The 17,869-nt window shown below is 39.3% G+C and carries 23 protein-coding genes and 1 pseudogene; 11 read left to right on the top strand and 13 right to left on the bottom strand.

The genetic code is table 11. From position 1 onward, the window contains the following. Window positions 1-180 precede the first annotated feature (180 nt). The gene (locus PseudUWO311_RS19355; protein ID WP_142656865.1) at window positions 181-783 is read left to right on the top strand and encodes a sigma-70 family RNA polymerase sigma factor; all 603 of its coding nucleotides are present in this window, start codon (window positions 181-183) and stop codon (window positions 781-783) included. Between the two features lie 101 nt (window positions 784-884). Then, complete coding sequence (locus tag PseudUWO311_RS19350) at window positions 885-1,439, top strand: cupin domain-containing protein (protein ID WP_190303571.1); 555 nt, start codon at window positions 885-887, stop codon at window positions 1,437-1,439. Window positions 1,440-1,444: 5 nt separating this feature from the next. Here PseudUWO311_RS19350 and PseudUWO311_RS19345 read toward each other — a convergent pair whose 3' ends face one another. Further along, a complete protein-coding gene (locus PseudUWO311_RS19345; protein WP_142656863.1) occupies window positions 1,445-2,044 on the bottom strand; it encodes a GNAT family N-acetyltransferase in 600 nt (199 codons plus the stop codon). 118 nt (window positions 2,045-2,162) lie between these two features. Beyond that, on the bottom strand, window positions 2,163-2,804 hold the full coding sequence (gene nusB / locus PseudUWO311_RS19340) for a transcription antitermination factor NusB (protein ID WP_142656862.1): 642 nt from the start codon (window positions 2,802-2,804) through the stop codon (window positions 2,163-2,165). A gap of 192 nt (window positions 2,805-2,996) precedes the next feature. On the opposite strand from nusB, the gene PseudUWO311_RS19335 reads away from it, so the two are divergent. Then, window positions 2,997-3,326, top strand: a complete 330-nt coding sequence (locus tag PseudUWO311_RS19335) for a 2Fe-2S iron-sulfur cluster-binding protein (protein WP_142656861.1) — start codon at window positions 2,997-2,999, stop codon at window positions 3,324-3,326. Between the two features lie 102 nt (window positions 3,327-3,428). Beyond that, window positions 3,429-3,644 (top strand): hypothetical protein, encoded by a 216-nt coding sequence (locus PseudUWO311_RS19330; protein ID WP_142656860.1) that lies wholly within the window; start codon window positions 3,429-3,431, stop codon window positions 3,642-3,644. Between the two features lie 204 nt (window positions 3,645-3,848). On the opposite strand, the gene PseudUWO311_RS19325 is transcribed toward PseudUWO311_RS19330, so the two are convergent. Beyond that, window positions 3,849-4,253, bottom strand: a complete 405-nt coding sequence (locus PseudUWO311_RS19325; RefSeq protein ID WP_142656859.1) for an MAPEG family protein — start codon at window positions 4,251-4,253, stop codon at window positions 3,849-3,851. Between the two features lie 169 nt (window positions 4,254-4,422). Here PseudUWO311_RS19325 and PseudUWO311_RS19320 point away from each other — a divergent pair, with 169 nt between their 5' ends. Together PseudUWO311_RS19320 and PseudUWO311_RS19315 are read left to right on the top strand one after the other, a co-directional pair. Continuing rightward, window positions 4,423-5,247 (top strand): hypothetical protein, encoded by an 825-nt coding sequence (locus tag PseudUWO311_RS19320; RefSeq protein WP_142656858.1) that lies wholly within the window; start codon window positions 4,423-4,425, stop codon window positions 5,245-5,247. Between the two features lie 34 nt (window positions 5,248-5,281). Beyond that, window positions 5,282-5,776 (top strand): GNAT family N-acetyltransferase, encoded by a 495-nt coding sequence (locus tag PseudUWO311_RS19315; protein WP_142656857.1) that lies wholly within the window; start codon window positions 5,282-5,284, stop codon window positions 5,774-5,776. A gap of 24 nt (window positions 5,777-5,800) precedes the next feature. Here PseudUWO311_RS19315 and PseudUWO311_RS19310 read toward each other — a convergent pair whose 3' ends face one another. Both PseudUWO311_RS19310 and xth read right to left on the bottom strand, forming a co-directional pair. Continuing rightward, on the bottom strand, window positions 5,801-6,247 hold the full coding sequence (locus tag PseudUWO311_RS19310; RefSeq protein ID WP_142656856.1) for a pentapeptide repeat-containing protein: 447 nt from the start codon (window positions 6,245-6,247) through the stop codon (window positions 5,801-5,803). Between the two features lie 63 nt (window positions 6,248-6,310). After that, complete coding sequence (gene xth, locus PseudUWO311_RS19305) at window positions 6,311-7,102, bottom strand: exodeoxyribonuclease III (protein WP_142656855.1); 792 nt, start codon at window positions 7,100-7,102, stop codon at window positions 6,311-6,313. A gap of 260 nt (window positions 7,103-7,362) precedes the next feature. On the opposite strand from xth, the gene PseudUWO311_RS19300 reads away from it, so the two are divergent. Beyond that, window positions 7,363-7,626, top strand: coding sequence for a BolA family protein (locus tag PseudUWO311_RS19300; RefSeq protein WP_142656854.1), 264 nt, complete (start codon window positions 7,363-7,365; stop codon window positions 7,624-7,626). 80 nt (window positions 7,627-7,706) lie between these two features. Here PseudUWO311_RS19300 and PseudUWO311_RS19295 read toward each other — a convergent pair whose 3' ends face one another. The 4 genes from PseudUWO311_RS19295 to PseudUWO311_RS19280 are packed head-to-tail and all read right to left on the bottom strand — an operon-like array spanning window position 7,707 to window position 11,169. Continuing rightward, window positions 7,707-7,946, bottom strand: coding sequence for a response regulator transcription factor (locus tag PseudUWO311_RS19295; protein ID WP_142656853.1), 240 nt, complete (start codon window positions 7,944-7,946; stop codon window positions 7,707-7,709). 49 nt (window positions 7,947-7,995) lie between these two features. Then, on the bottom strand, window positions 7,996-8,739 hold the full coding sequence (locus PseudUWO311_RS19290) for a DevA family ABC transporter ATP-binding protein (protein WP_142656852.1): 744 nt from the start codon (window positions 8,737-8,739) through the stop codon (window positions 7,996-7,998). Window positions 8,740-8,752: 13 nt separating this feature from the next. Beyond that, complete coding sequence (devC, locus tag PseudUWO311_RS19285) at window positions 8,753-9,997, bottom strand: ABC transporter permease DevC (RefSeq protein WP_142656851.1); 1,245 nt, start codon at window positions 9,995-9,997, stop codon at window positions 8,753-8,755. Beyond that, a complete protein-coding gene (locus PseudUWO311_RS19280) occupies window positions 9,994-11,169 on the bottom strand; it encodes an HlyD family efflux transporter periplasmic adaptor subunit (RefSeq protein ID WP_142656850.1) in 1,176 nt (391 codons plus the stop codon). The genes devC and PseudUWO311_RS19280 overlap by 4 nt, the downstream gene beginning before the upstream one ends. A gap of 123 nt (window positions 11,170-11,292) precedes the next feature. On the opposite strand from PseudUWO311_RS19280, the gene PseudUWO311_RS19275 reads away from it, so the two are divergent. Then, a complete protein-coding gene (locus PseudUWO311_RS19275; RefSeq protein ID WP_142656849.1) occupies window positions 11,293-11,901 on the top strand; it encodes a TetR/AcrR family transcriptional regulator in 609 nt (202 codons plus the stop codon). A gap of 71 nt (window positions 11,902-11,972) precedes the next feature. Here PseudUWO311_RS19275 and PseudUWO311_RS19270 read toward each other — a convergent pair whose 3' ends face one another. The 3 genes from PseudUWO311_RS19270 to PseudUWO311_RS19260 form a co-directional block, all read right to left on the bottom strand. Continuing rightward, on the bottom strand, window positions 11,973-12,632 hold the full coding sequence (locus tag PseudUWO311_RS19270; protein ID WP_142656848.1) for a Uma2 family endonuclease: 660 nt from the start codon (window positions 12,630-12,632) through the stop codon (window positions 11,973-11,975). A gap of 71 nt (window positions 12,633-12,703) precedes the next feature. After that, complete coding sequence (locus PseudUWO311_RS19265) at window positions 12,704-13,192, bottom strand: hypothetical protein (protein WP_142656847.1); 489 nt, start codon at window positions 13,190-13,192, stop codon at window positions 12,704-12,706. A 16-nt stretch (window positions 13,193-13,208) separates the two neighbouring features. Further along, window positions 13,209-13,625: a nuclear transport factor 2 family protein gene (locus PseudUWO311_RS19260; protein WP_142656846.1), complete on the bottom strand. Its 417-nt coding sequence runs from the start codon at window positions 13,623-13,625 to the stop codon at window positions 13,209-13,211. A gap of 184 nt (window positions 13,626-13,809) precedes the next feature. Between PseudUWO311_RS19260 and PseudUWO311_RS19255 the strand changes: the two genes are divergently transcribed. Then, window positions 13,810-14,463 (top strand): Uma2 family endonuclease, encoded by a 654-nt coding sequence (locus tag PseudUWO311_RS19255; RefSeq protein ID WP_142656845.1) that lies wholly within the window; start codon window positions 13,810-13,812, stop codon window positions 14,461-14,463. 262 nt (window positions 14,464-14,725) lie between these two features. Here the strand turns inward: PseudUWO311_RS19255 and PseudUWO311_RS19250 are convergent. Beyond that, window positions 14,726-15,022, bottom strand: a pseudogene (locus PseudUWO311_RS19250) (type I restriction enzyme endonuclease domain-containing protein); the annotation flags it as partial. A 195-nt stretch (window positions 15,023-15,217) separates the two neighbouring features. Here PseudUWO311_RS19250 and PseudUWO311_RS19245 point away from each other — a divergent pair. Both PseudUWO311_RS19245 and PseudUWO311_RS19240 read left to right on the top strand, forming a co-directional pair. Further along, window positions 15,218-15,406 carry a type II toxin-antitoxin system HicB family antitoxin gene (locus PseudUWO311_RS19245; RefSeq protein WP_223807643.1) on the top strand — a complete coding sequence of 63 codons (189 nt, stop codon included), beginning with the start codon at window positions 15,218-15,220 and terminating at the stop codon, window positions 15,404-15,406. A 9-nt stretch (window positions 15,407-15,415) separates the two neighbouring features. Continuing rightward, window positions 15,416-17,761, top strand: coding sequence for a UvrD-helicase domain-containing protein (locus PseudUWO311_RS19240; RefSeq protein WP_223807642.1), 2,346 nt, complete (start codon window positions 15,416-15,418; stop codon window positions 17,759-17,761). The last annotated feature ends 108 nt before the right edge of the window (window positions 17,762-17,869 follow it).

Here is a 17,869-nt window from a genome sequence, read left to right as displayed (position 1 = left end):
CAGCGATCGCAAATACAAATGCTCTTATCTCAAAGCACAAAATTGCGTAGCTATTTTGTGCTTTTAAAACCATTACTGGGTTTGTTTTTAATACACAAAAGTGTGGTCACACTTTTGTGTATTGGGATTAAAGATTATTGAAATCGCTGATTTAAAAAGGAATACGAAGAGGATCTGATTTTGGATTCATGCGATCGCAAATTTCTTGAAATTGACTGTGACAGCAAGGTTGACGAAATTTCACTAATTAGCCGAATTGCTGAAATGGATCAAACTGCCCTGTCGTTGCTGTACGATCGCTACTCCAGAGTGATTTATACGATCGCCTATAAAATTCTTAATTCGTCAGAAGAATCCGAAGAGATCGTTTTAGACGTATTTACTCAAGTATGGAGAATTGCGAAAAACTACAATTTCCAAAAAGGTAGAGTAGATACATGGCTGTTTATGCTCACCCGCAGTCGCGCCTTAGATCGCTTACGCAGTCATGCAAGGTTTGACAAAGCTGTTGCTGCTTCAGAAGATCTACTAAAGATGCATTCGCACGTCGATAGTCCAGAAAAAGATGTCCTAATGCAAGAGCGAAGCTCCTATGTTAAGGCTTGTCTTGCTGAACTTCCCGATGAGCAACGTTCAGTTCTAGAACTTGCCTATTTTCGTGGACTTAGCCATAGTGAAATTGCCGCTAAAACTGGTATTTCCCTTGGCACTGTAAAAACTCGCATTCGGCTTGGGTTAAAAAAACTAAGGGAAGCGATCGGCGATGAGTGGTTTAGTTTTTAGGGAATGCTAGTAACATCCATCAAAAAAATAAAAAGCCAAACATTAAATTAATAGAAGCAATGGGCAAAAGCCAAAAGCTAAAAAATCAGGATCTAAACTGCATGAACCAAGAAGAAACTAATAATCTATTAGCATTAACAGCCATGACAGCGATCGCTCCTGAAGAGATCCAATCCGTAGAAGAAATGGCTGGTTTCTCTCCAGAAATAGAGAAAGAATTACGATCGCTACGCGAGACTGCTGCTACTCTTGCCTATGCTGAACCACCTTTAGATGTTCCTGCTAGTCTCAAACAGAGACTCTTTAACCGAATTCAACAGGAAACAGAAGTTTTGGATTTTGTCGCTTTGCGATCGGGCGAGCTAAAGTGGAAGCCCCATCCTGTGAAAGGACTGATGATGGCAGTGTTGCAAATTAATCAAGAGCGAAGAGAGATATCAGCATTAATTCGCGCTGAGGTGACTGTTGATTATCCATCTCATCAACATGCTACGGGGGAAGAAATTTTTATGCTTGAAGGTGAGTTAATCGATCGCGGGGTTACTTATAAAGCAGGGGACTATCTTTACTCCAAGGCTGGATCTGTTCATACGCCTATTGCGATCGCAGGCTGCATGTTTTTTGTGAAAACATCTCTAGATGACAATTTTGTCTAGAAAAGCTATTTAAAAATTAGTTTCAGCAAAATAATTGCCAAAGCTACAAAAATAACAATTAAAACAAATTTCCTTAAAAGTCTTTCAGTAGATGTAAGGGGAATTAATTCCTTTTTGAGTAACAGACAGGGAATCCAAATATATTCAGAAGAATAAAATCCTGACTTTCTAACTATAGAGTATCCGTGCTTCTGGTAAAAATCTATCGATTCAAGGGATGACAAAACAAATAATATCCTTGTTCTTTGAGCTATATAAGTAAGCTCTGCTTCTTTCATTAGTTTTCCACCTATGCCTTTACACATATAGTCTGGATGTACATATATCCCGTATATGTGTACATATATTCCGTATCTGCTAGCCAACTTAAAATTATTTGCAAAAGCTATAAATCCAATTATTTTATCGCTCTGTTCAGCAACAAAAATTGACTCAAAATTTAAAAATGCATTTTTTCTGGCTTCTGCTTGAGATGTTATAAGCGAGCTAATTTGATTCTCGTTATACTTTCTATTATTAAAATTGTTGCCTGATAAAGATAAAGTTTGTAACTCAATAATTGCTTCTATTTCTTCAGGTTTAGCTAGACGGATACTAACTTCCATATTTATTTAGAACTAAGCAAAAAATTATATCGCGGTTAATAAATTAGAAACCATTAAACCAGTACCACCCACTAAGCTGGCGGTACTGGTTTTGACGCTGAGTTTTAATTACGTCGATTTACTTAGAAATGCGTAATTCTCTAAGTTGATCGTCAATACGACGCAAAACACCATTGATAAATCTATAGCCGTCTTCGCTGCTGTAGCGTTTGGCTAATTCTACTGCCTCATCGATCGCAACTTTGCTAGCCACACTCATAAACATCATCTCCGCAGTGGCAATTCGCAAAATATCTTTATCTACCTGAGCAAGGCGATCGATTTGCCAATTAACTAAAGCGCTGCTAATCATCTCATCGATCTCAGTGCGTTTGACGTTCACAGTTTTGAGAATATCGATCGCATAGTTACGTACTTCGTTACGTTGAGCTAATACCAATGTCACAGGAAAATCTAAAGCTGCACCAATATTGTTAATTGCATTTTTTGTTAATTCGATCGCTTCGCGCACCATGCCCTCGACAGCTTGAATGTCTTGACGAATATCACCAGTGCGGGTTTCGCTAGCGGACACACGCTCTTGTCCACGCTGTAGCTCAGCGCTGGCAGTTTGTAATAACTCTTTGGTCTCATCGTGCAGCGATCGCACCACTGCCGTCACAATGTCATCTAGGGTTTTTGTTTCTAGTTTTTGAGGTTGACTAGGCAATTGGTTGATGCTAAAGAGTGCGAGTTCGCGGGCGATGTGACGAGGTTGCATAGGAGGAGATAAAATTAAGCCAATTGAACATCGTATCATTCTCTTTGCACAATCATTAAACAGGTAAAGTGTGACGCAAAGCTCAACACCTTACCCATCAACAACAACCAGAAACAAAAAAACGTACCGCCCGCTGCGCGGGCGGTACGTTTTTTTTTGATTTACAACAACAACCAACTAATTTTTAGAAAAATGACTCAGACTTTTACAGCCACACTTCATCATCAAGGACAAACATTTACTGTGTCTGTTCCTGAAAATCAATCGATCCTTGATGCTGCGATCGAGCAAGGGCTAGATTTGCCATGTTCTTGCTATGCAGGTGTATGTACGACTTGTGCATCTCAAATTGTCAAAGGTGAAGTCGATCAGAGCCAAGGTATGGGCATTGGCGGCATGGGTGAAGAGCTAGATGCCAAAGGCTATATTCTCCTATGTGTATCGCACCCTAAGTCCGATGTCGAAATCTACACCGACAAAGAACAGGACGTATACTCGATTCGATTTGGATCTAGCTCCTAAAATTTTTCAAGCAAGAGTGCGCATAGCGCACTCTTGCTTCAGCGAATCGATTAGCAATATCTTGTTTTGCTTGTTCTCGAAAATCGATGAGGTAATTCCCACATGTCAATAAACACTCGCACACAACTCCATCAACAAATTGACAGTTTGCCAGATCACATCATCGAACAAATCGCTAAATTTACTCAAATATTGACGAGTAAGCAAGAAATTTCAGAATATAGTGATTGGGAAAGTGGTCAATGGCAGGAGTTTTCACTTGCCCAATTTTTTTTGGAAGATGAAGAAATCGAGTATTTCTTAGAAGATGCTAAGTAAGTCTATAAATCATGAAATCGGGAGATATTGTTCTAGTTCGGTTTCCTCAAGCTGAATCATCGATTATTAGCGCTCGTCTTGGGAATATTTCACTGGACAGATTGAAACGTATCACAGTTAGTTTGATTGATTGGCTAAACACATAGCAATAGCAAAATGGTAAGTTCACTTAGGAAAAAAACGGCGCTTTGCGCCGTTTTTTTCCTAAGTGAGGCTAGCAATAAAGAGGCTGCCTATACATGCCATACTGACCCCCCACATTGGCGATCGCAACCAAGGTAAATCGAGAATATAAAACAGGCTAAATAAAAATCTTGCTGCTAAAAAAACAAGTACATAAAGCGAAGTTTGATCAGAAGCAACATTGCTAACATAGGCTGTTAGTGCCGCTGCTGCAAAGAGAGCAAATACTTCAAAAGAATTTTGATGTGCCCATGTTGCCCGTTTTGCATAGTCAGGCAAGCGATCAAACATCGCTCTTGGAGAATTCATGTCATAGCCAATACTCACCCGCCCAAATGCGACAACAATATATGGCAAATATACAAGCCCTGCCGCGATCGCAATACCATAAAGCAATATATGTGAAGGAGAAAAAGTCAAATTCATTGTGCGTTTGATCAACCAATCTAAAACATTTTCTATTTTAGAGCTATAGCAATGCAAGATCCCAACAGATAAGTGACAGCGCTTTGCGCTGTCACTTATCTGTTGGGATATAAGCTAAAGCTTATGATATAAGACAGCTAGAAAATAAAGGCTTTGCAAGGAGTACTCCATGATTGTTACAGAGCGATCGCTGTTGGCTAGTCTTCAAGCTTATGTAAATCGATTTGAAACACCTACTTCTCGCGAAGATCTCCTTGCGATCGCGAGTTCGATTTTGACATTTCAGCAAAAACAAGGAAGCATTGCGATCGCGCCCAATCAAGCTGAAGCTTTAATCCAGCAGGTCGTCGATCAGTTTAAATCAACAACTGGATCTTCTGTTATTGAAGCAAATACTGATACATTGGTTCAAGAAGTAAATCAATGGCGGCAGTCATTAGAAGATCAGGTTCTTAATACGCTCAATGCCTACGCTCAGAAGGTACAGCCAGAGAAAATGTTGGATTTATTGCCAGATACGATTTTATCTATTCTCCCTTTAGTAGAAAGTGCCCAACTGCGTAAAGTAGAAGCTGAGTCTTTAATACAGCAGGTAAAATCAAAATTTAATTTGACTAATGCGTTAGCGCAGGTCATTGATCCCAAATCTCTGGCGAATGCAGAAAAATTAGTGCAATTATTAAAGTTTGAGAACCTAGAGAAGTTATTACAAGATTCGCTTTTGGGAAATCAAGACTTAATCAATCACACCCTTGAGAATGTAACTGAATCTCTGGTAGAAAATGAACTCGCCAAAATCCTCGGCGGTGATGCTGTAAATTTTGATATTGACGTTGATGCACAGCAACTTATGATCAAACAGGTAACGCTCAAGCTCAATCTGATGCAATCTTCTACTCCACCTTCAAAAAGCAACGAGGAAATCTCTGCGCAAATAGATGATGAAATCGAGCGGTTTAAATCCTCCCGTCCAACTCCATTTCGTTTGTTTTAGCTGAATAATTATTCAAAGCGAGTATTTACAATTTATGTCTCAAGTTCAATTTACGATCCGCGCTGCGACTATCGCTGATACTCCTGCCATTTTTTCTTTAATTGTCTCGCTTGCCGACTATGAGAATCTTTCTGATAAAGTCACAGGCAATATTGAATCTCTACAAGAAGATTTGTTTGGTGCAAAACCTTGTATCGAAGCGATCGTCGCAGAGATAGAACCAAATCAACAAATTGTCGGATTTGCACTATTTTTTACGAGTTATTCCACCTTCTTAACTCGGCGTGGCATCTATTTAGAAGATCTGTTTGTACTGTCGGAATATCGCGGTATGGGTATCGGCAAAGCTCTAATCACCAATCTTGCTCAAATTGCTGTATCTCGAGAATATGGACGTTTTGAATGGTCGGTTTTAGATTGGAATGAACCTGCGATCGCATTTTATAAGCGCATTGGTGCAGAAATCCTCCCAGATTGGCGCATCTGCCGAGTTAATGGTGACGCATTAGAAAGACTGGCTAATCAATAAAGGCGGCGATTGCGCCGCCTTTATTTAACAATCACGATTTGAGGTTAATCCGTTTGATAAAACTGTCTTACAGAGCTTTGCATTAACTAACTGTGCTTCTGAAATATTTGCACTAGTCAGATCAGCTTCCGTCAGATCTGCTTTATCTAAGATCGCGTTGGTAAAGTTGGCTAGCAACATCTTGGTGCGTTTAAAGTTGGCATGGCTAAGATTTGCGCCAGTGAGATTGGCTCGGCTCAGATTTGAGAAAGTAATACTCGCGCCAACTAAGTTAGCCTGACTTAGGTCAGAGGCTAGTAAATATGTATAGTCTAAGTTGCTAACTGGTAGGTAGGCTCCTGTCAAATCACAGACTTGACAGCTTTTTGTCGTTTGCAATTGGACAATTTGGCTAGGATTCGCCGCCCATGCTGGCAGGGGGAACAAAAATAAGATAAGTAGCACGATCGCTAAAAAAATACGGTATTTCATAGTTCAGGATTTTTTACCTATTGAAAAATGATCTGAGTTTGATTAGAGCGTCAAGTACTAAAACTAATCAATGGTCACAATCACAGGTGTGTGATCGCTGGGTTGTGTGAGTTTCCGAGGTTCAGGATCGATCGCACAGGCTGTAGCTCTTTCATAGAGTGCATCTGTGAGGAAATGATAATCAATTCGCCAACCACGATTGCGTTGAAAACCTCCAGAACGATAATCCCACCAACTATAGTACCCGCCGTCTGATTCAAACTTCCGAAATATATCTTTAAACCCAAGATTTAAGACTTCAGCGAGAGCTTCTCGCTCGATATCGGTTGACATTACTTTGTTTTCGCGACCTTTTGGATCATATATGTCAATATCTGCGATCGCGACATTAAAGTCACCGCAAATCAGGATATTGGAATTTTTTGCTAATAATGCCTGCAAATATTCTTTTAATAGTTTCAGCCAGCGTAATTTGTATTCATATTTCTCGCTGCCTACTTCTGAGCCATTAGGCACATACATATTCACGATTTGAGTGTCGCCAAATCTACAGGTGATCAAGCGTTTTTGGTCATCTAGGCTGGGTTCTGAGATTTCGCCTAATACTGAGGCAAACCCTGTTTGAATATCCTCAACAGGCGATCGCGCAATAATTGCTACGCCGTTATAGGATTTCTGACCATAGATGTGAGTCTGATAGCCTAAATCTGTAAATGGTGTATGGGGAAAGTCGGCATCTACGACCTTTGTTTCTTGTAAACACAACAGATCGACTTCAGGATTTGCTTGTAGCCAATCACAAACATGGGTAATCCTTGTACGAACCGAGTTTACATTCCAAGTTGCGATTTTCATTAAATCAGTATTTCAAAAATGTGTAAGATAGTCTGGCGCTTTGCGCCATTAATACTATCATTTTCAGCAGATTATGCTGTGAAAAGCTTAAAGTCCAAAATAGAAAATGGCATAGCCATTTTCTATTTCTAAAACACTCACTGAGTGTAATTTTTAATTCACAAAAGTGTCGCCATACTTTTGTGAATTGGTATAACCTCTTGCATATGGCACAATGTGAAAAGCCCAATTAAATTTTGTACATTTTGAGTTTGTCCAGCATGATTTCCCAAAATAATATTGCCGAATTAATTAGAACTGCTTTGCCCAACGCCAAAGTTCAAGTTGAAGATCCTAATCAAGATGGGCAACACTTCTCCGCGATCGTGGTTGCCGAGCAGTTTGAGGGCTTATCGATGATTAAGCAGCATAAACTGGTTTATGGAGCAATTCAGGAGCATCTTGATACTGGTGCAATCCACGCGCTGCAACTAAAGACTTACAGCCTTTCTCAGTGGCAAAGTATGCAGGTTCAGGTTCTTTAACTACTACAGAGTCTGAATTATTCAAGCAGGGAAACTCCTCCGTGTTTGCCCTGCTTAGCTAGCAGATTCAGATCGTAAATTTAAAGTAAGTGATTGCGAACTGCAAAAACTGCCGCTTGCACGCGATCGTTCACACCGAGTTTGTTCAAGATGCTATTGACATGAGACTTGATTGTGTTAAGGCTAAGATATAGTGCGGAAGCTATTTGGGGATTACTTTGCCCTTCAACGATCCTTGAAAGCACTTCAAATTCTCTTTCTGTTAGTTTAAAACGATAGGGAACAGGGGCTTTGATGCGGGAAGTTTTAGGTGAAGACATAACTGTTATTCCTTAAAATTCAAAAATTTTTAAAATAGCGCATTGGCGATCATTGAGCTTCAGGATTTTTCGCCGCAAGTCTGCCATCTTCCATATAGACAATGCGATCGGCGACATCCAAGATACGGTTGTCGTGAGTCACCATCAAAATCGTGCAGCCTTGTTCTCTTGCTAGTTTCTGCATCAAAGTTACGACTTCTCGACCAGACTGTTTGTCCAAGGCAGCGGTTGGCTCATCGGCGAGGATGATTTTAGGATGACTGATCAAAGCACGGGCGATCGCAACTCTTTGCTTTTGTCCACCAGAGAGATTCTCAGGATAATAGTCAATTCGTTGCTCTAAACCGACAATGCCGAGGATTTCTCTAGCCCGATCGCGTCTTTCTGGACGGGAATAGGTTCCTTGGACTTCTAATCCCATCATCGCATTCTCGATCACAGTTAGAGAACTATGTAAATTATGAGCTTGAAAGATATAGCCGCAGGATCTTCGCGAGTTCAAAGCAGTGCCCTTAGGTGCGCCGACTAGTTCAGTGTCAATAATTTTGAGGCTGCCAGATTGGGGCGATCGCAACCCGCCCATGAGAGACAGTAGGGTGGTTTTACCAGATCCAGAGGGACCAGTCAGGATCACAATCTCACCACGATCAATTGAGAGATTAATGTCAAATAGAACTTGTTTTTGGAGTTCGCCTTTACCAAAGAAGTGACTCAAGTTTTCAACAGAGATCGCCTTTAGTATAGGGTCTCTGGGAGATTGAGCAATGGTTGATAGAGATTTGTTAATTTGCATAACTATCCTAAATTCAAAAAATGTCCGCAGGATCGGCGGACTGAAGCTTTCTGATTGCAATCAGCCCTGATACACCACACATAACTAAGGTGAGAAAAAATACAAAAGAGAACCGAGCAAACGTCATCGCGATCGGCAAAGCTGCAACGTTCTGAATCAAGGCATACTGGGCAAGCGCTAAACCCACCCCTGGGATAAATCCTAATATGGCAAGGATCATTGCTTCTTCTAAGACAATAAAAACGATGAAGCGATCGCCATAGCCCATCGCCTTAAAGGTGGCATATTCCGAAAGGTGATCGTTAACATCAGTAGATAGAATCTGAAACACAATCACAATGCCGACCACAAAAGCCATTGCTGTACCGAAGCCAAAGACGACACCGATAGGAGTTGTTTCACCCCAGTAAGCTAATTCATAATCGATATATTCCTGCTTAGTGGAGGCGATCGCATCTTTAGGCAGAACCGCTTTAATATCTGCTAGAACTTGTTTAACATCAGATCCATCCTTTACTTTCACTAGTCCTAGAGTGATCTGACCTGACGTGCGTTCAGGGAAAAACCTCAAAAAGTTCTCTTGACTGGTAATTAGAGTGCCATCTGTCGCAAAGGAAGCACCCAAGGAAAATAATCCTGCAACTTTGATGGAACGGCGCTCGATTTCGGTAGTAGCCATCTTGCCATTTTCCACTGCTGCGACAACATTCTCATATTTACCTCTAGCTTTGCGGTCAAACAAAAAAGTATCTGGCTGCTTGAGTTTATCTAAGTTTTTATTTACTTCAGGAAAGTTCAAAGCTGGTCTTTCCACACTCTGCCCCACCAAAGTGAGTTGGGTCTTGAGGCGTGTTTCAGGATTTCTCCAAACTACAGTGGAAATGTAAAGTGCATCCGCAGAGGCGACATTAGGTATATCTTGAACTTGATAAATGCGGCGGCGCGGTAAGGTATTTGCCAGAGACAAATCTCGATATTGAGCGCTCCGAATCACAATATCAGCATCCATACTCCGATTAAGTAAGACATTGCCATCAAAAAGTGCAGCTTGGATTCCCATCTGAGCAAACATAAGTAAATCAGCAAACCCAATTCCTGCGATCGCCACAAATAATCTGCCTTTTTTCTTGGTTAATTGTTTCCATCCAATCGGAGTACGTTGAGTGAAGCTCTGCCAAAATCCCTGTTTAGGTCTTACTTGTGGTGCTTCTAGTAATGGAACTTTGGGTTCTTCTTGCTCAGGCAAAATTAAAGTCATAGTTGAATCTCTCCTGTCACTTGGAGATTGGTCAACGATCTCACTTGGCTCGCTGAATCAGGATCGAGTTTTACCCTTACTTCCACAATTCGTGCATCAATATTTGCTGATGTATCGGAATTCACAACATTCTGACGTTGCACCCTCTTGCCAATTTCGATTACTTCACCTGTAAGCGCCTTGGGTAGACTATCGCCAAAGAGTTTTACCATTTTTCCTTTCTCTACTTTGACAATATCGCCTTCAAACACTTCTAGAACTGCCAGCATCTGATTAGTTTGTCCGATCTCGACAATGCCATTACTAGAAACCAATTCTCCAGCGCGAGTATTTACTTCTAGTACCACGCCCGCTTGAGGTGTTCGCACATAGGCTAAATCCAGTTGCGCCTTGGCTTGTTGCACCAAAGCGATCGCGCGATCCACCTGTGCTTGCGAGGCAAAGATATCCACAGTGCGAACTTCAGAAATTCTGTCTAAAGTAGATTGGGCTTCATTTAATTCAGGCGATCGCGTAGTTTGAATACGATTAATGACGGCTTGAGCTTCTTGTAAATTCCTTTGAGCTACCGCTAAAGCCAATCGCTTACTATCCCGCAGCGAGGCATTGGTTGCCCCCTCGGTATAGAGCATCTCATAGCGTTGAGACTCTGTTTGCGCATTTTGCACTTCCATCTGAAGTCTGGCAATTGTTGCTTGTTGCGCTTGAATATCTCCTTCGCGTTGGGCGGCAATACGAGAGATCGTCGCTTGCTGGGAATTAATTTCTCCACGTTTTGCGCCAGACTTGACTACTTCTAAATTTGATAGAGCTACTTTTACCTGCTCTTCAGCTTCGGCTAAGGACGCTTCAAGGCGATCGCGACTATCCAAAATCGCCACTACTTGACCCGCTTTAACCGTATCGCCTTGTTTGACCAAAAGTTTTTCTACGCGACTATTGCCGCCACTGGATGACGAAGGCGCGGCAAGTTTAATTACTTTGCCCTGCGGCTCTAAATACCCCAAAGCTGTAACAGTCTTGGCTTTAGGTGCAGCATTTTCAGTAGGCTGAGCTTGTGAACTAGGAGATAGCGATCGCCGCAAGGTAAACGTACCGAATGTGCCGAGGAGTATGAGAGGCAAGATTACAAAAATCTTTTTGGGAATTTTAGGGGTGTTTGCTACCTGCATATTACAAGCTCCTTACTGAACTTTAGCGAATAACTAAACTAAACCGTTTAGTAAAGTTTATTTGTTAATAAATTAAACGATGTAGTAAACTTGTGTCAAGTACATCTCTAAACTTTTTTATTCATGGAATCTTCCAAGCCTTCGCAGCCCAATCGCCCCGAAAAAACAGCAGCTATCTTAGATGGAGCTATGCGGGTTTTTTTAGATCAGGGATATGCTGGCACGACAATGGATAAAGTTGCCTCGGCGGCGGGGGTGTCAAAACCAACGGTATACAATCATTTTCAAGATAAGGAAGCGTTGTTTAACGCTCTAATGAAGAAACTAGTTCTTGAGAAAGAATGGGCAAAATGTCCGTTAGGCCTACAAAATTTCTCTTCAGAGCCACCTAATATTGTGCTGAAGCGGATAGCTAACGAAGTGCTAGATAATTGCACTACTTCTTCTGAACAGATGACTTTTATCAGACTTGTGATAGGGGAATCAGGACGTTTCCCTGAACTCAGTAAATCATTTGTTACAAATATGGACAAGCCAATTATTGATGCGCTCACTAATTATTTTACAAGCCAAAATATACCAACGCCTGAAGTGGCAGCGCGAATGTTTATGGGTACGTTGGTTTTCTTTTTAATGACGAGTGAGGTGATGGGAGGAAAAGATATTATTCCAATCGAGCGTGATTATTTGGTGGATAATTTGATTAATATGATTATGAAGCAAAGCGCATAGCAGGGTATACACCAAACTTTAAAGCGATTTGGAGAAATAATTTAAAAGTAATCAGGGGAGAAACAATCACTTTAACCTAACTGTTCCATAAACCAAGAACCAATTTGGGAATTATCTATTTCACGGCTACGTTGTAAAGCTTCCTCTAACAAACTCAAGTGTAATCCTCCCAATACAGAGGATTCTGTAATTCTTTCGCTTCCCAAACCCTGCAAGATGCGGAACGCAGTGATTTTCATATTCTGAACATCAATCACCCAATATTCACCAACGCGCACTTCTTCGTATAACAAGCGCTTTGCACCGAGGTCATAGCCTAATGAGGTGTCGGCAATTTCAATCACGATATCAGGGGGCAAACTCTCATCAAGATCGACAATGGCGCTACTTTGAGGTGCGTTCTGAGTGCGATCGCCTACATAATAAGAAATATCTGGCTGACATTCACGCATTCCCACTTTGCGATAACTACAGTTTGTATAGCCCTTGAGAGGAATTTTGCACATCATACAGTAAAGATTTACTAAAAAACCAATCAAATCATTATCAAAAGCATGATCTGCACCAACACCCATTTCGCTGTAGTAACTCCCTTGAAAATAGTAAAATTTCGCCTTATCATTACTTACTGCCTGAGATATCTGCAAGAAATCTTCCCAAGTTGCTGATATCCATCCTTTCGGAATAATACTTTGATGTAAAGCTGGTTCTTTTTCAACTATCGCAACCATAACCTCTTGCCTCTCAAGATAAAAAGTAAGATCTAAATTCCTAATTGCTACTCATATAATATCTTATTCTCTTAAAAATCTCCCAATCTCGACTTAATAATCAAATCAATATTTTGCCATTCTTCAATACTGGATTGAAACAATGTCAGATGTTTTTGCGAAGCCAATTTCAACTTATCTTCAATCTTGTAATATGGGTCACGTTGGTTTGCCAAAGGGTCTGTCAAATAATATTCAGCTATGGCAGTATTGAAGGAAAACCATAGACAATAAACTAAGTAGCAATAACTATCATTTCTCAGTTTCCCTAAAGATTTTTCTATTGCTGAAGCTATTCTACCAAACTCTTCTTCTGCCTTGGAATTAGCCAATCCGATTTCGCATACTAGATCATAATTTAGTTCAGAATATTTATTTTTGGCTTTAGTCCAGAATCTATTAAAAAGTTCATCGGGATGCACTTTTTTTGAGTTTTCTTGATTATTGATGATTCTACAAATAGAAGCTATAAGATCATCAATAGCAAAATAAAGGGTGTAAATTTTGGCTTTATTGATCATATTGATTCGCGCCTAGCTACTTATGAGCCTCAGGCAATTGAACCACGTTGCCTGCAATGAGTTGCCATTGACCATTTAGGATCGCCCAAGTTCTTCCATATCGGTAATAGCCATGAAAGTCTTGACCATTCATAGTGCCTCTAATTTCCGCCTTAACGGTTACAGTAGCTAAATTTTCAAATGATTGAATGATTTGGTCGGTGAAAGTGATGCTGTGGAAGATGACTAACTTATTCCTATGCGCTTCTAAGTCGTCAGATTTTGACGCTACAGATCCATCTAGAAAAACGAACTGCAACTGATTAGAAATCAATTCGTCGAGTGTATTTACATCATTAGAGAGTTGAGCTTTGCGGATGCGCTCTTCCAGATCTTGAATTATTTTTTCCATATTTATTGCCATATCAATATTCTTATTTTTATTCTGACTCATAATTTTTCCATATCGCCAACTAATCCCCACTATCAAATCCTCTAAATATAACCAAAAGCTGTGGTGCACGCTGAACGTACACCACAGCTTTTGGTTATATTTTTTAATTATGCCTAGCTACTTACAACAAAAAATCTCTACTATAATCAAAACAATCCAAACACCAGTTCAGGAGACAACCATCATGGTCAGTCAAATCAGCAAACCTGAAATCATCTACCCTGACAGCGATGGTAAGCCAATGGCGGACAATACCAAACAGTTTGAACTCATCGTTGAAATCAAAAAAGGCTTAGATCTACTCTATATCAACGAACCTAACGTTTTCATTGCAGGCGACCTTTTCTGGTATCCCGTTCAAGGACAGTCCAAAATTGTTACTGCCCCTGATGTCATGGCGGTTTTCGGTCGTCCCAAAAGCGATCGCGGTTCCTATCGCCAATGGGAAGAAGACAACATCGCCCCTCAAGTCGTCTTCGAGATTCTCTCTCCCAGTAACGATCGCATTGAAATGAGCAAAAAGCTTCTCTTCTTCGATCGCCACCAAGTCGAAGAATATTACCTCTATGACCCCGAAACCAACTTTCTCGACATCTGGATTCGCACTAGTGAAGGACTAGAACCGATCGCCCAATCCGATAACTGGATAAGTCCTCGCCTCGGAGTCCGCTTTGACACTTCCACAGGTCGCCTCCAACTCTACAAACCCGACGGCACAAAATTTTACTCATACATTGAGGTCAATCAATTACTAGAGCAAACCACACAACAACTCGCTGAAGCCCAAGCTTTATTACAGCAATATCGCGATCGCTTCGGTGAATTGCCTAGTAGCTGATAGTTTTAATGGGAATTAATTTCCTCATTGCAATAAAAATTGTAAGTTGTTTTTAAGCGATCGCCTGTTCGAGTAGGTAAGCAATCAACAAAAAAGCAGCCTGTTTGACGGACTGCTTTTTTATTAGGCGATCTCGTTCCCCAGTGAGTAGGAGACTAATTTTGATAATGCTAAAATTGACAATAACTCGTCAGCTAATAAGAATCGATCGCCTTAATCACCTCTTCCAAATCTTTATAAACCTGTGATAGCAAATTTGATTCTATTCCTGATTATATTTTTTGAAATTTTCGGCTTGTTCAAAAATCTCTTTAAATACTTCATCTTTAGGAACTGGCGGATAGTCATTTTCGGCAAGAACCAAAATCAAGGTAACTTTTAATTCGGCTTTGATATCTTCCCTCTGTGACCAGTCTGTATATTTTGCTTTGTCATCGACAATACTCTTAACTTCACGGGCAAGCTTAATCAACTTGTCTTCTGGATATGTAAACTCATATTTTGGAGCTACAGATTTTAAAATGTCGTAAAAAGCTTTCTCTTCAAAATTGATACCTAGTAGCAGTTTATAGGCTGAGCATAATTTTTTGACCATGCCCATAAAGCGCTCTACAAAACTTGACGGTTGATTAAAACAGAGTTTTAGCTAATAATCACTATTTTGGCTTTCAGGAAATTTACGCCTTTCACCAGTTAGGCTTAAAATGCTAACCTAATACCAATTTTGCAAATTAAGATCTAAGCAAATCTAGCTATGACTATGCTTTACAAAATCCCATTATTATTAACTCCACAGCCAGAAGGTGGTTTTTACGCTGACTTCTCCGCTTTCGCCAGAGTTAGTTACGGAGAATCTATTGATGAGGTTTTAGTCAATGTGCGCGATGCGTTTGAGGCTATTCGTAAACTTTATGAAGATCTAGGTAAAAAACTAACAATCTAGGTAATTAAAATGTATGAATGGCGATTAGAGATATTCTTCAAATATGCTTTCAGTGATCTCAATAAATGGAGAAAGATAATTGGCTTATTAGTTCAGCATAATGACCTTAAATGGGGTGTTGTTACACGAATTGAGGGCAACAGTAATGTAGTCATAAATATAGACGATAAAAATATTTGTGTTTACTTTGATAAATTGCTAAAGTTTTCGTGGCAAGAATTTTTCTATAATTTTCAAGATATTATCCTAAGTGCCGAGCTATTAATTGAATTATATGAATATTTTATTGTTCAAGATCGAGCTAGTCGATTAAATGAAAATCTATATAATTTACTCACAGATGAATATCTACAAGAACAAATTAAAAGTGATGAATCAATAATTGAATCTATACGATCAGCAAGATATAACTCTGATGATGACTTGTTAGAAATGAATTTAAGAAGACAAGTTAAAACTGATAAATCAATAGTAGAGAGAGTAGAATCAGATAGATATAAATCTGACGGTGATTTAATAAATGATGAATTTTTAGTTGATAAATTCTTAGAACGCTTAGATAATTTATCTTCTTTAAATGAAAAAAAACTTCTTCTAACAAAAGAAATAAATGTACTATTTGAAGAAAAATTTCTAAGTGTTGATGAATTTTATCAACTTAAATGTACTTCTTATGTTCCACAATTAGAGTATCAACACAAGAAACAAATATTTATTCAATCATGGGTACAAAGAAATAATTTAGGCAATAAACCTGATCTAGAACAAGCCCTAGCCATTGGTACGGTCAATAGCCATGTGCAAGTAATAGCAAGGGCTGGTAGTGGTAAAACATCCACTCTTGTTAATCGTGCAATTTTTCTACAAAAGCACTGTGGGGTAAATCCTTCAGAAATATTATTACTCGTATTCAATCGTAAAGCGGCGCAAGAAATCACAGACAGATTAAAAAAATATCTGCCAAATGATATGCCTCATGTGATGACATTTCATGCTTTAGCCTATGCAATAGTTCATCCTACAGAAAAACTTCTATTCAATGCGCCCAATGGAGGACAAGACCAAAGCCGTGCTTTGCAAAGTGTTATTGATGACTATTTGCGTGATCCCAATTACTATGAGGAGATTAAGACTCTGATGATGAAAAGATTTAGGGAAGACTGGTCAAAAATCATTCATCAAGGTTTTGATAAATCTCCAGAGGAGGTAATTAAATTTCGACGTTCTTTAACTGAGATGGGAATTGATGGTAAATATTACAAATCATACGGAGAAAAAGTTATTGCCGATTTTTTGTTTGAACACAATATCCAATTTGCTTATGAACGTCATGTTTGGTGGGACGGAATGAACTATCACCCTGACTTCACTATTTTTTCTAATACTTCTGAGAAAAAAGGAGTTGTAATTGAATATTTTGGAATGAAAGGTGATCCTGACTACGATGAAATGTCAGCAAAAAAAAGACGATTTTGGCAAGATAATTTTGAATGGGATTTTGTTGAACTAGATCCACAAATCTTGAGAGAAGAAGGACGTGAAAGTTTTGATAACTTTTTAAAAAGTACTCTACAGGAGATAATGAGGGTTGAATTCAACCGTTTAAGTGATGAACAAATTTGGTTGAAAATTAAAGATAGGGCTATAGATCGATTTACCAAAGCAGTGGTTAGTTTAATGCAGCGTTCGCGCAAATTATGCTTAACCCCTGATCAGCTTAGTCAAAAAATTGATAACCATCAGCTTAATGATTCTGAAATTGGTGAAATTGAATGGAGATTTCTAAATCTTGGACAAGATTTCTACAAGTCATACTTAGAACGTTTAGAAGAAACAGGTGAGGAAGATTTTGATGGACTTATGCAACGAGCATCCCAAACTTTAAATGATGGAGTTACTCAATTTAAACGTAAATTAGGATCTGGCGATCTGAAATCATTGAAGTACATCATGATTGACGAGTATCAAGACTTTTCGCTACTTTTCTATAATTTAGTTCAAGCAATTAGAAATCAAAACAATGAAGCATTATTTTTCTGTGTTGGCGATGATTGGCAAGCTATAAATGGTTTTGCTGGATCTGATCTCCACTACTATGAGAATTTTTTACAAATATTTAATCCATCACAAAAGTTAAACATTCCAACCAACTATAGATCGAGAACTAAGATAGTTGAGATTGGCAATAAATTAATGGAAGGGAAGGGTATAGCCGCCAAAGCATCTACAGAGGTACAAGGGATAGTTGATATAGTTAATCTTGCCAAGTTTAAGTTATCTACTATTGAACAAACAGAATATAAAAATGACTCTTTTACTCCTGCAATATTGAGGTTACTAAGGAATGAAAAATAAATAACTTATGCATTTCAGTTATTTTGAGGAATAGCTCTATAATTCCATTTAGGAAGATATTCATCAAAAATGATAGGTAGATTTTCCTTGAAACCATCAGCGACTTCT

The organism is Pseudanabaena sp. UWO311 (assembly GCF_006937785.1).
In the GTDB taxonomy this organism is placed as follows: Bacteria; Cyanobacteriota; Cyanobacteriia; order Pseudanabaenales; family Pseudanabaenaceae; genus Pseudanabaena.
This window is presented reverse-complemented; position numbering and strand designations above follow the sequence as displayed.

Bases quoted from the DNA above. Each gene is read 5' to 3' on its own strand.
- PseudUWO311_RS19295 (WP_142656853.1), bottom strand. From the start codon at position 7,946: ATGTCTTCACCTAAAACTTCCCGCATCAAAGCCCCTGTTCCCTATCGT.
- PseudUWO311_RS19265 (WP_142656847.1), bottom strand. From the start codon at position 13,192: ATGATCAATAAAGCCAAAATTTACACCCTTTATTTTGCTATTGATGAT.
- xth (WP_142656855.1), bottom strand. From the start codon at position 7,102: ATGAAAATCGCAACTTGGAATGTAAACTCGGTTCGTACAAGGATTACC.
- PseudUWO311_RS19325 (WP_142656859.1), bottom strand. From the start codon at position 4,253: ATGAATTTGACTTTTTCTCCTTCACATATATTGCTTTATGGTATTGCG.
- PseudUWO311_RS19245 (WP_223807643.1), top strand. From the start codon at position 15,218: ATGACTATGCTTTACAAAATCCCATTATTATTAACTCCACAGCCAGAA.
- PseudUWO311_RS19315 (WP_142656857.1), top strand. From the start codon at position 5,282: ATGTCTCAAGTTCAATTTACGATCCGCGCTGCGACTATCGCTGATACT.
- PseudUWO311_RS19280 (WP_142656850.1), bottom strand. From the start codon at position 11,169: ATGCAGGTAGCAAACACCCCTAAAATTCCCAAAAAGATTTTTGTAATC.
- PseudUWO311_RS19345 (WP_142656863.1), bottom strand. From the start codon at position 2,044: ATGGAAGTTAGTATCCGTCTAGCTAAACCTGAAGAAATAGAAGCAATT.
- PseudUWO311_RS19270 (WP_142656848.1), bottom strand. From the start codon at position 12,632: ATGGTTGCGATAGTTGAAAAAGAACCAGCTTTACATCAAAGTATTATT.
- PseudUWO311_RS19310 (WP_142656856.1), bottom strand. From the start codon at position 6,247: ATGAAATACCGTATTTTTTTAGCGATCGTGCTACTTATCTTATTTTTG.
- PseudUWO311_RS19350 (WP_190303571.1), top strand. From the start codon at position 885: ATGAACCAAGAAGAAACTAATAATCTATTAGCATTAACAGCCATGACA.
- PseudUWO311_RS19255 (WP_142656845.1), top strand. From the start codon at position 13,810: ATGGTCAGTCAAATCAGCAAACCTGAAATCATCTACCCTGACAGCGAT.
- PseudUWO311_RS19275 (WP_142656849.1), top strand. From the start codon at position 11,293: ATGGAATCTTCCAAGCCTTCGCAGCCCAATCGCCCCGAAAAAACAGCA.
- PseudUWO311_RS19320 (WP_142656858.1), top strand. From the start codon at position 4,423: ATGATTGTTACAGAGCGATCGCTGTTGGCTAGTCTTCAAGCTTATGTA.
- PseudUWO311_RS19330 (WP_142656860.1), top strand. From the start codon at position 3,429: ATGTCAATAAACACTCGCACACAACTCCATCAACAAATTGACAGTTTG.
- PseudUWO311_RS19240 (WP_223807642.1), top strand. From the start codon at position 15,416: ATGTATGAATGGCGATTAGAGATATTCTTCAAATATGCTTTCAGTGAT.
- devC (WP_142656851.1), bottom strand. From the start codon at position 9,997: ATGACTTTAATTTTGCCTGAGCAAGAAGAACCCAAAGTTCCATTACTA.
- PseudUWO311_RS19260 (WP_142656846.1), bottom strand. From the start codon at position 13,625: ATGAGTCAGAATAAAAATAAGAATATTGATATGGCAATAAATATGGAA.
- PseudUWO311_RS19335 (WP_142656861.1), top strand. From the start codon at position 2,997: ATGACTCAGACTTTTACAGCCACACTTCATCATCAAGGACAAACATTT.
- PseudUWO311_RS19290 (WP_142656852.1), bottom strand. From the start codon at position 8,739: ATGCAAATTAACAAATCTCTATCAACCATTGCTCAATCTCCCAGAGAC.
- PseudUWO311_RS19300 (WP_142656854.1), top strand. From the start codon at position 7,363: ATGATTTCCCAAAATAATATTGCCGAATTAATTAGAACTGCTTTGCCC.
- nusB (WP_142656862.1), bottom strand. From the start codon at position 2,804: ATGCAACCTCGTCACATCGCCCGCGAACTCGCACTCTTTAGCATCAAC.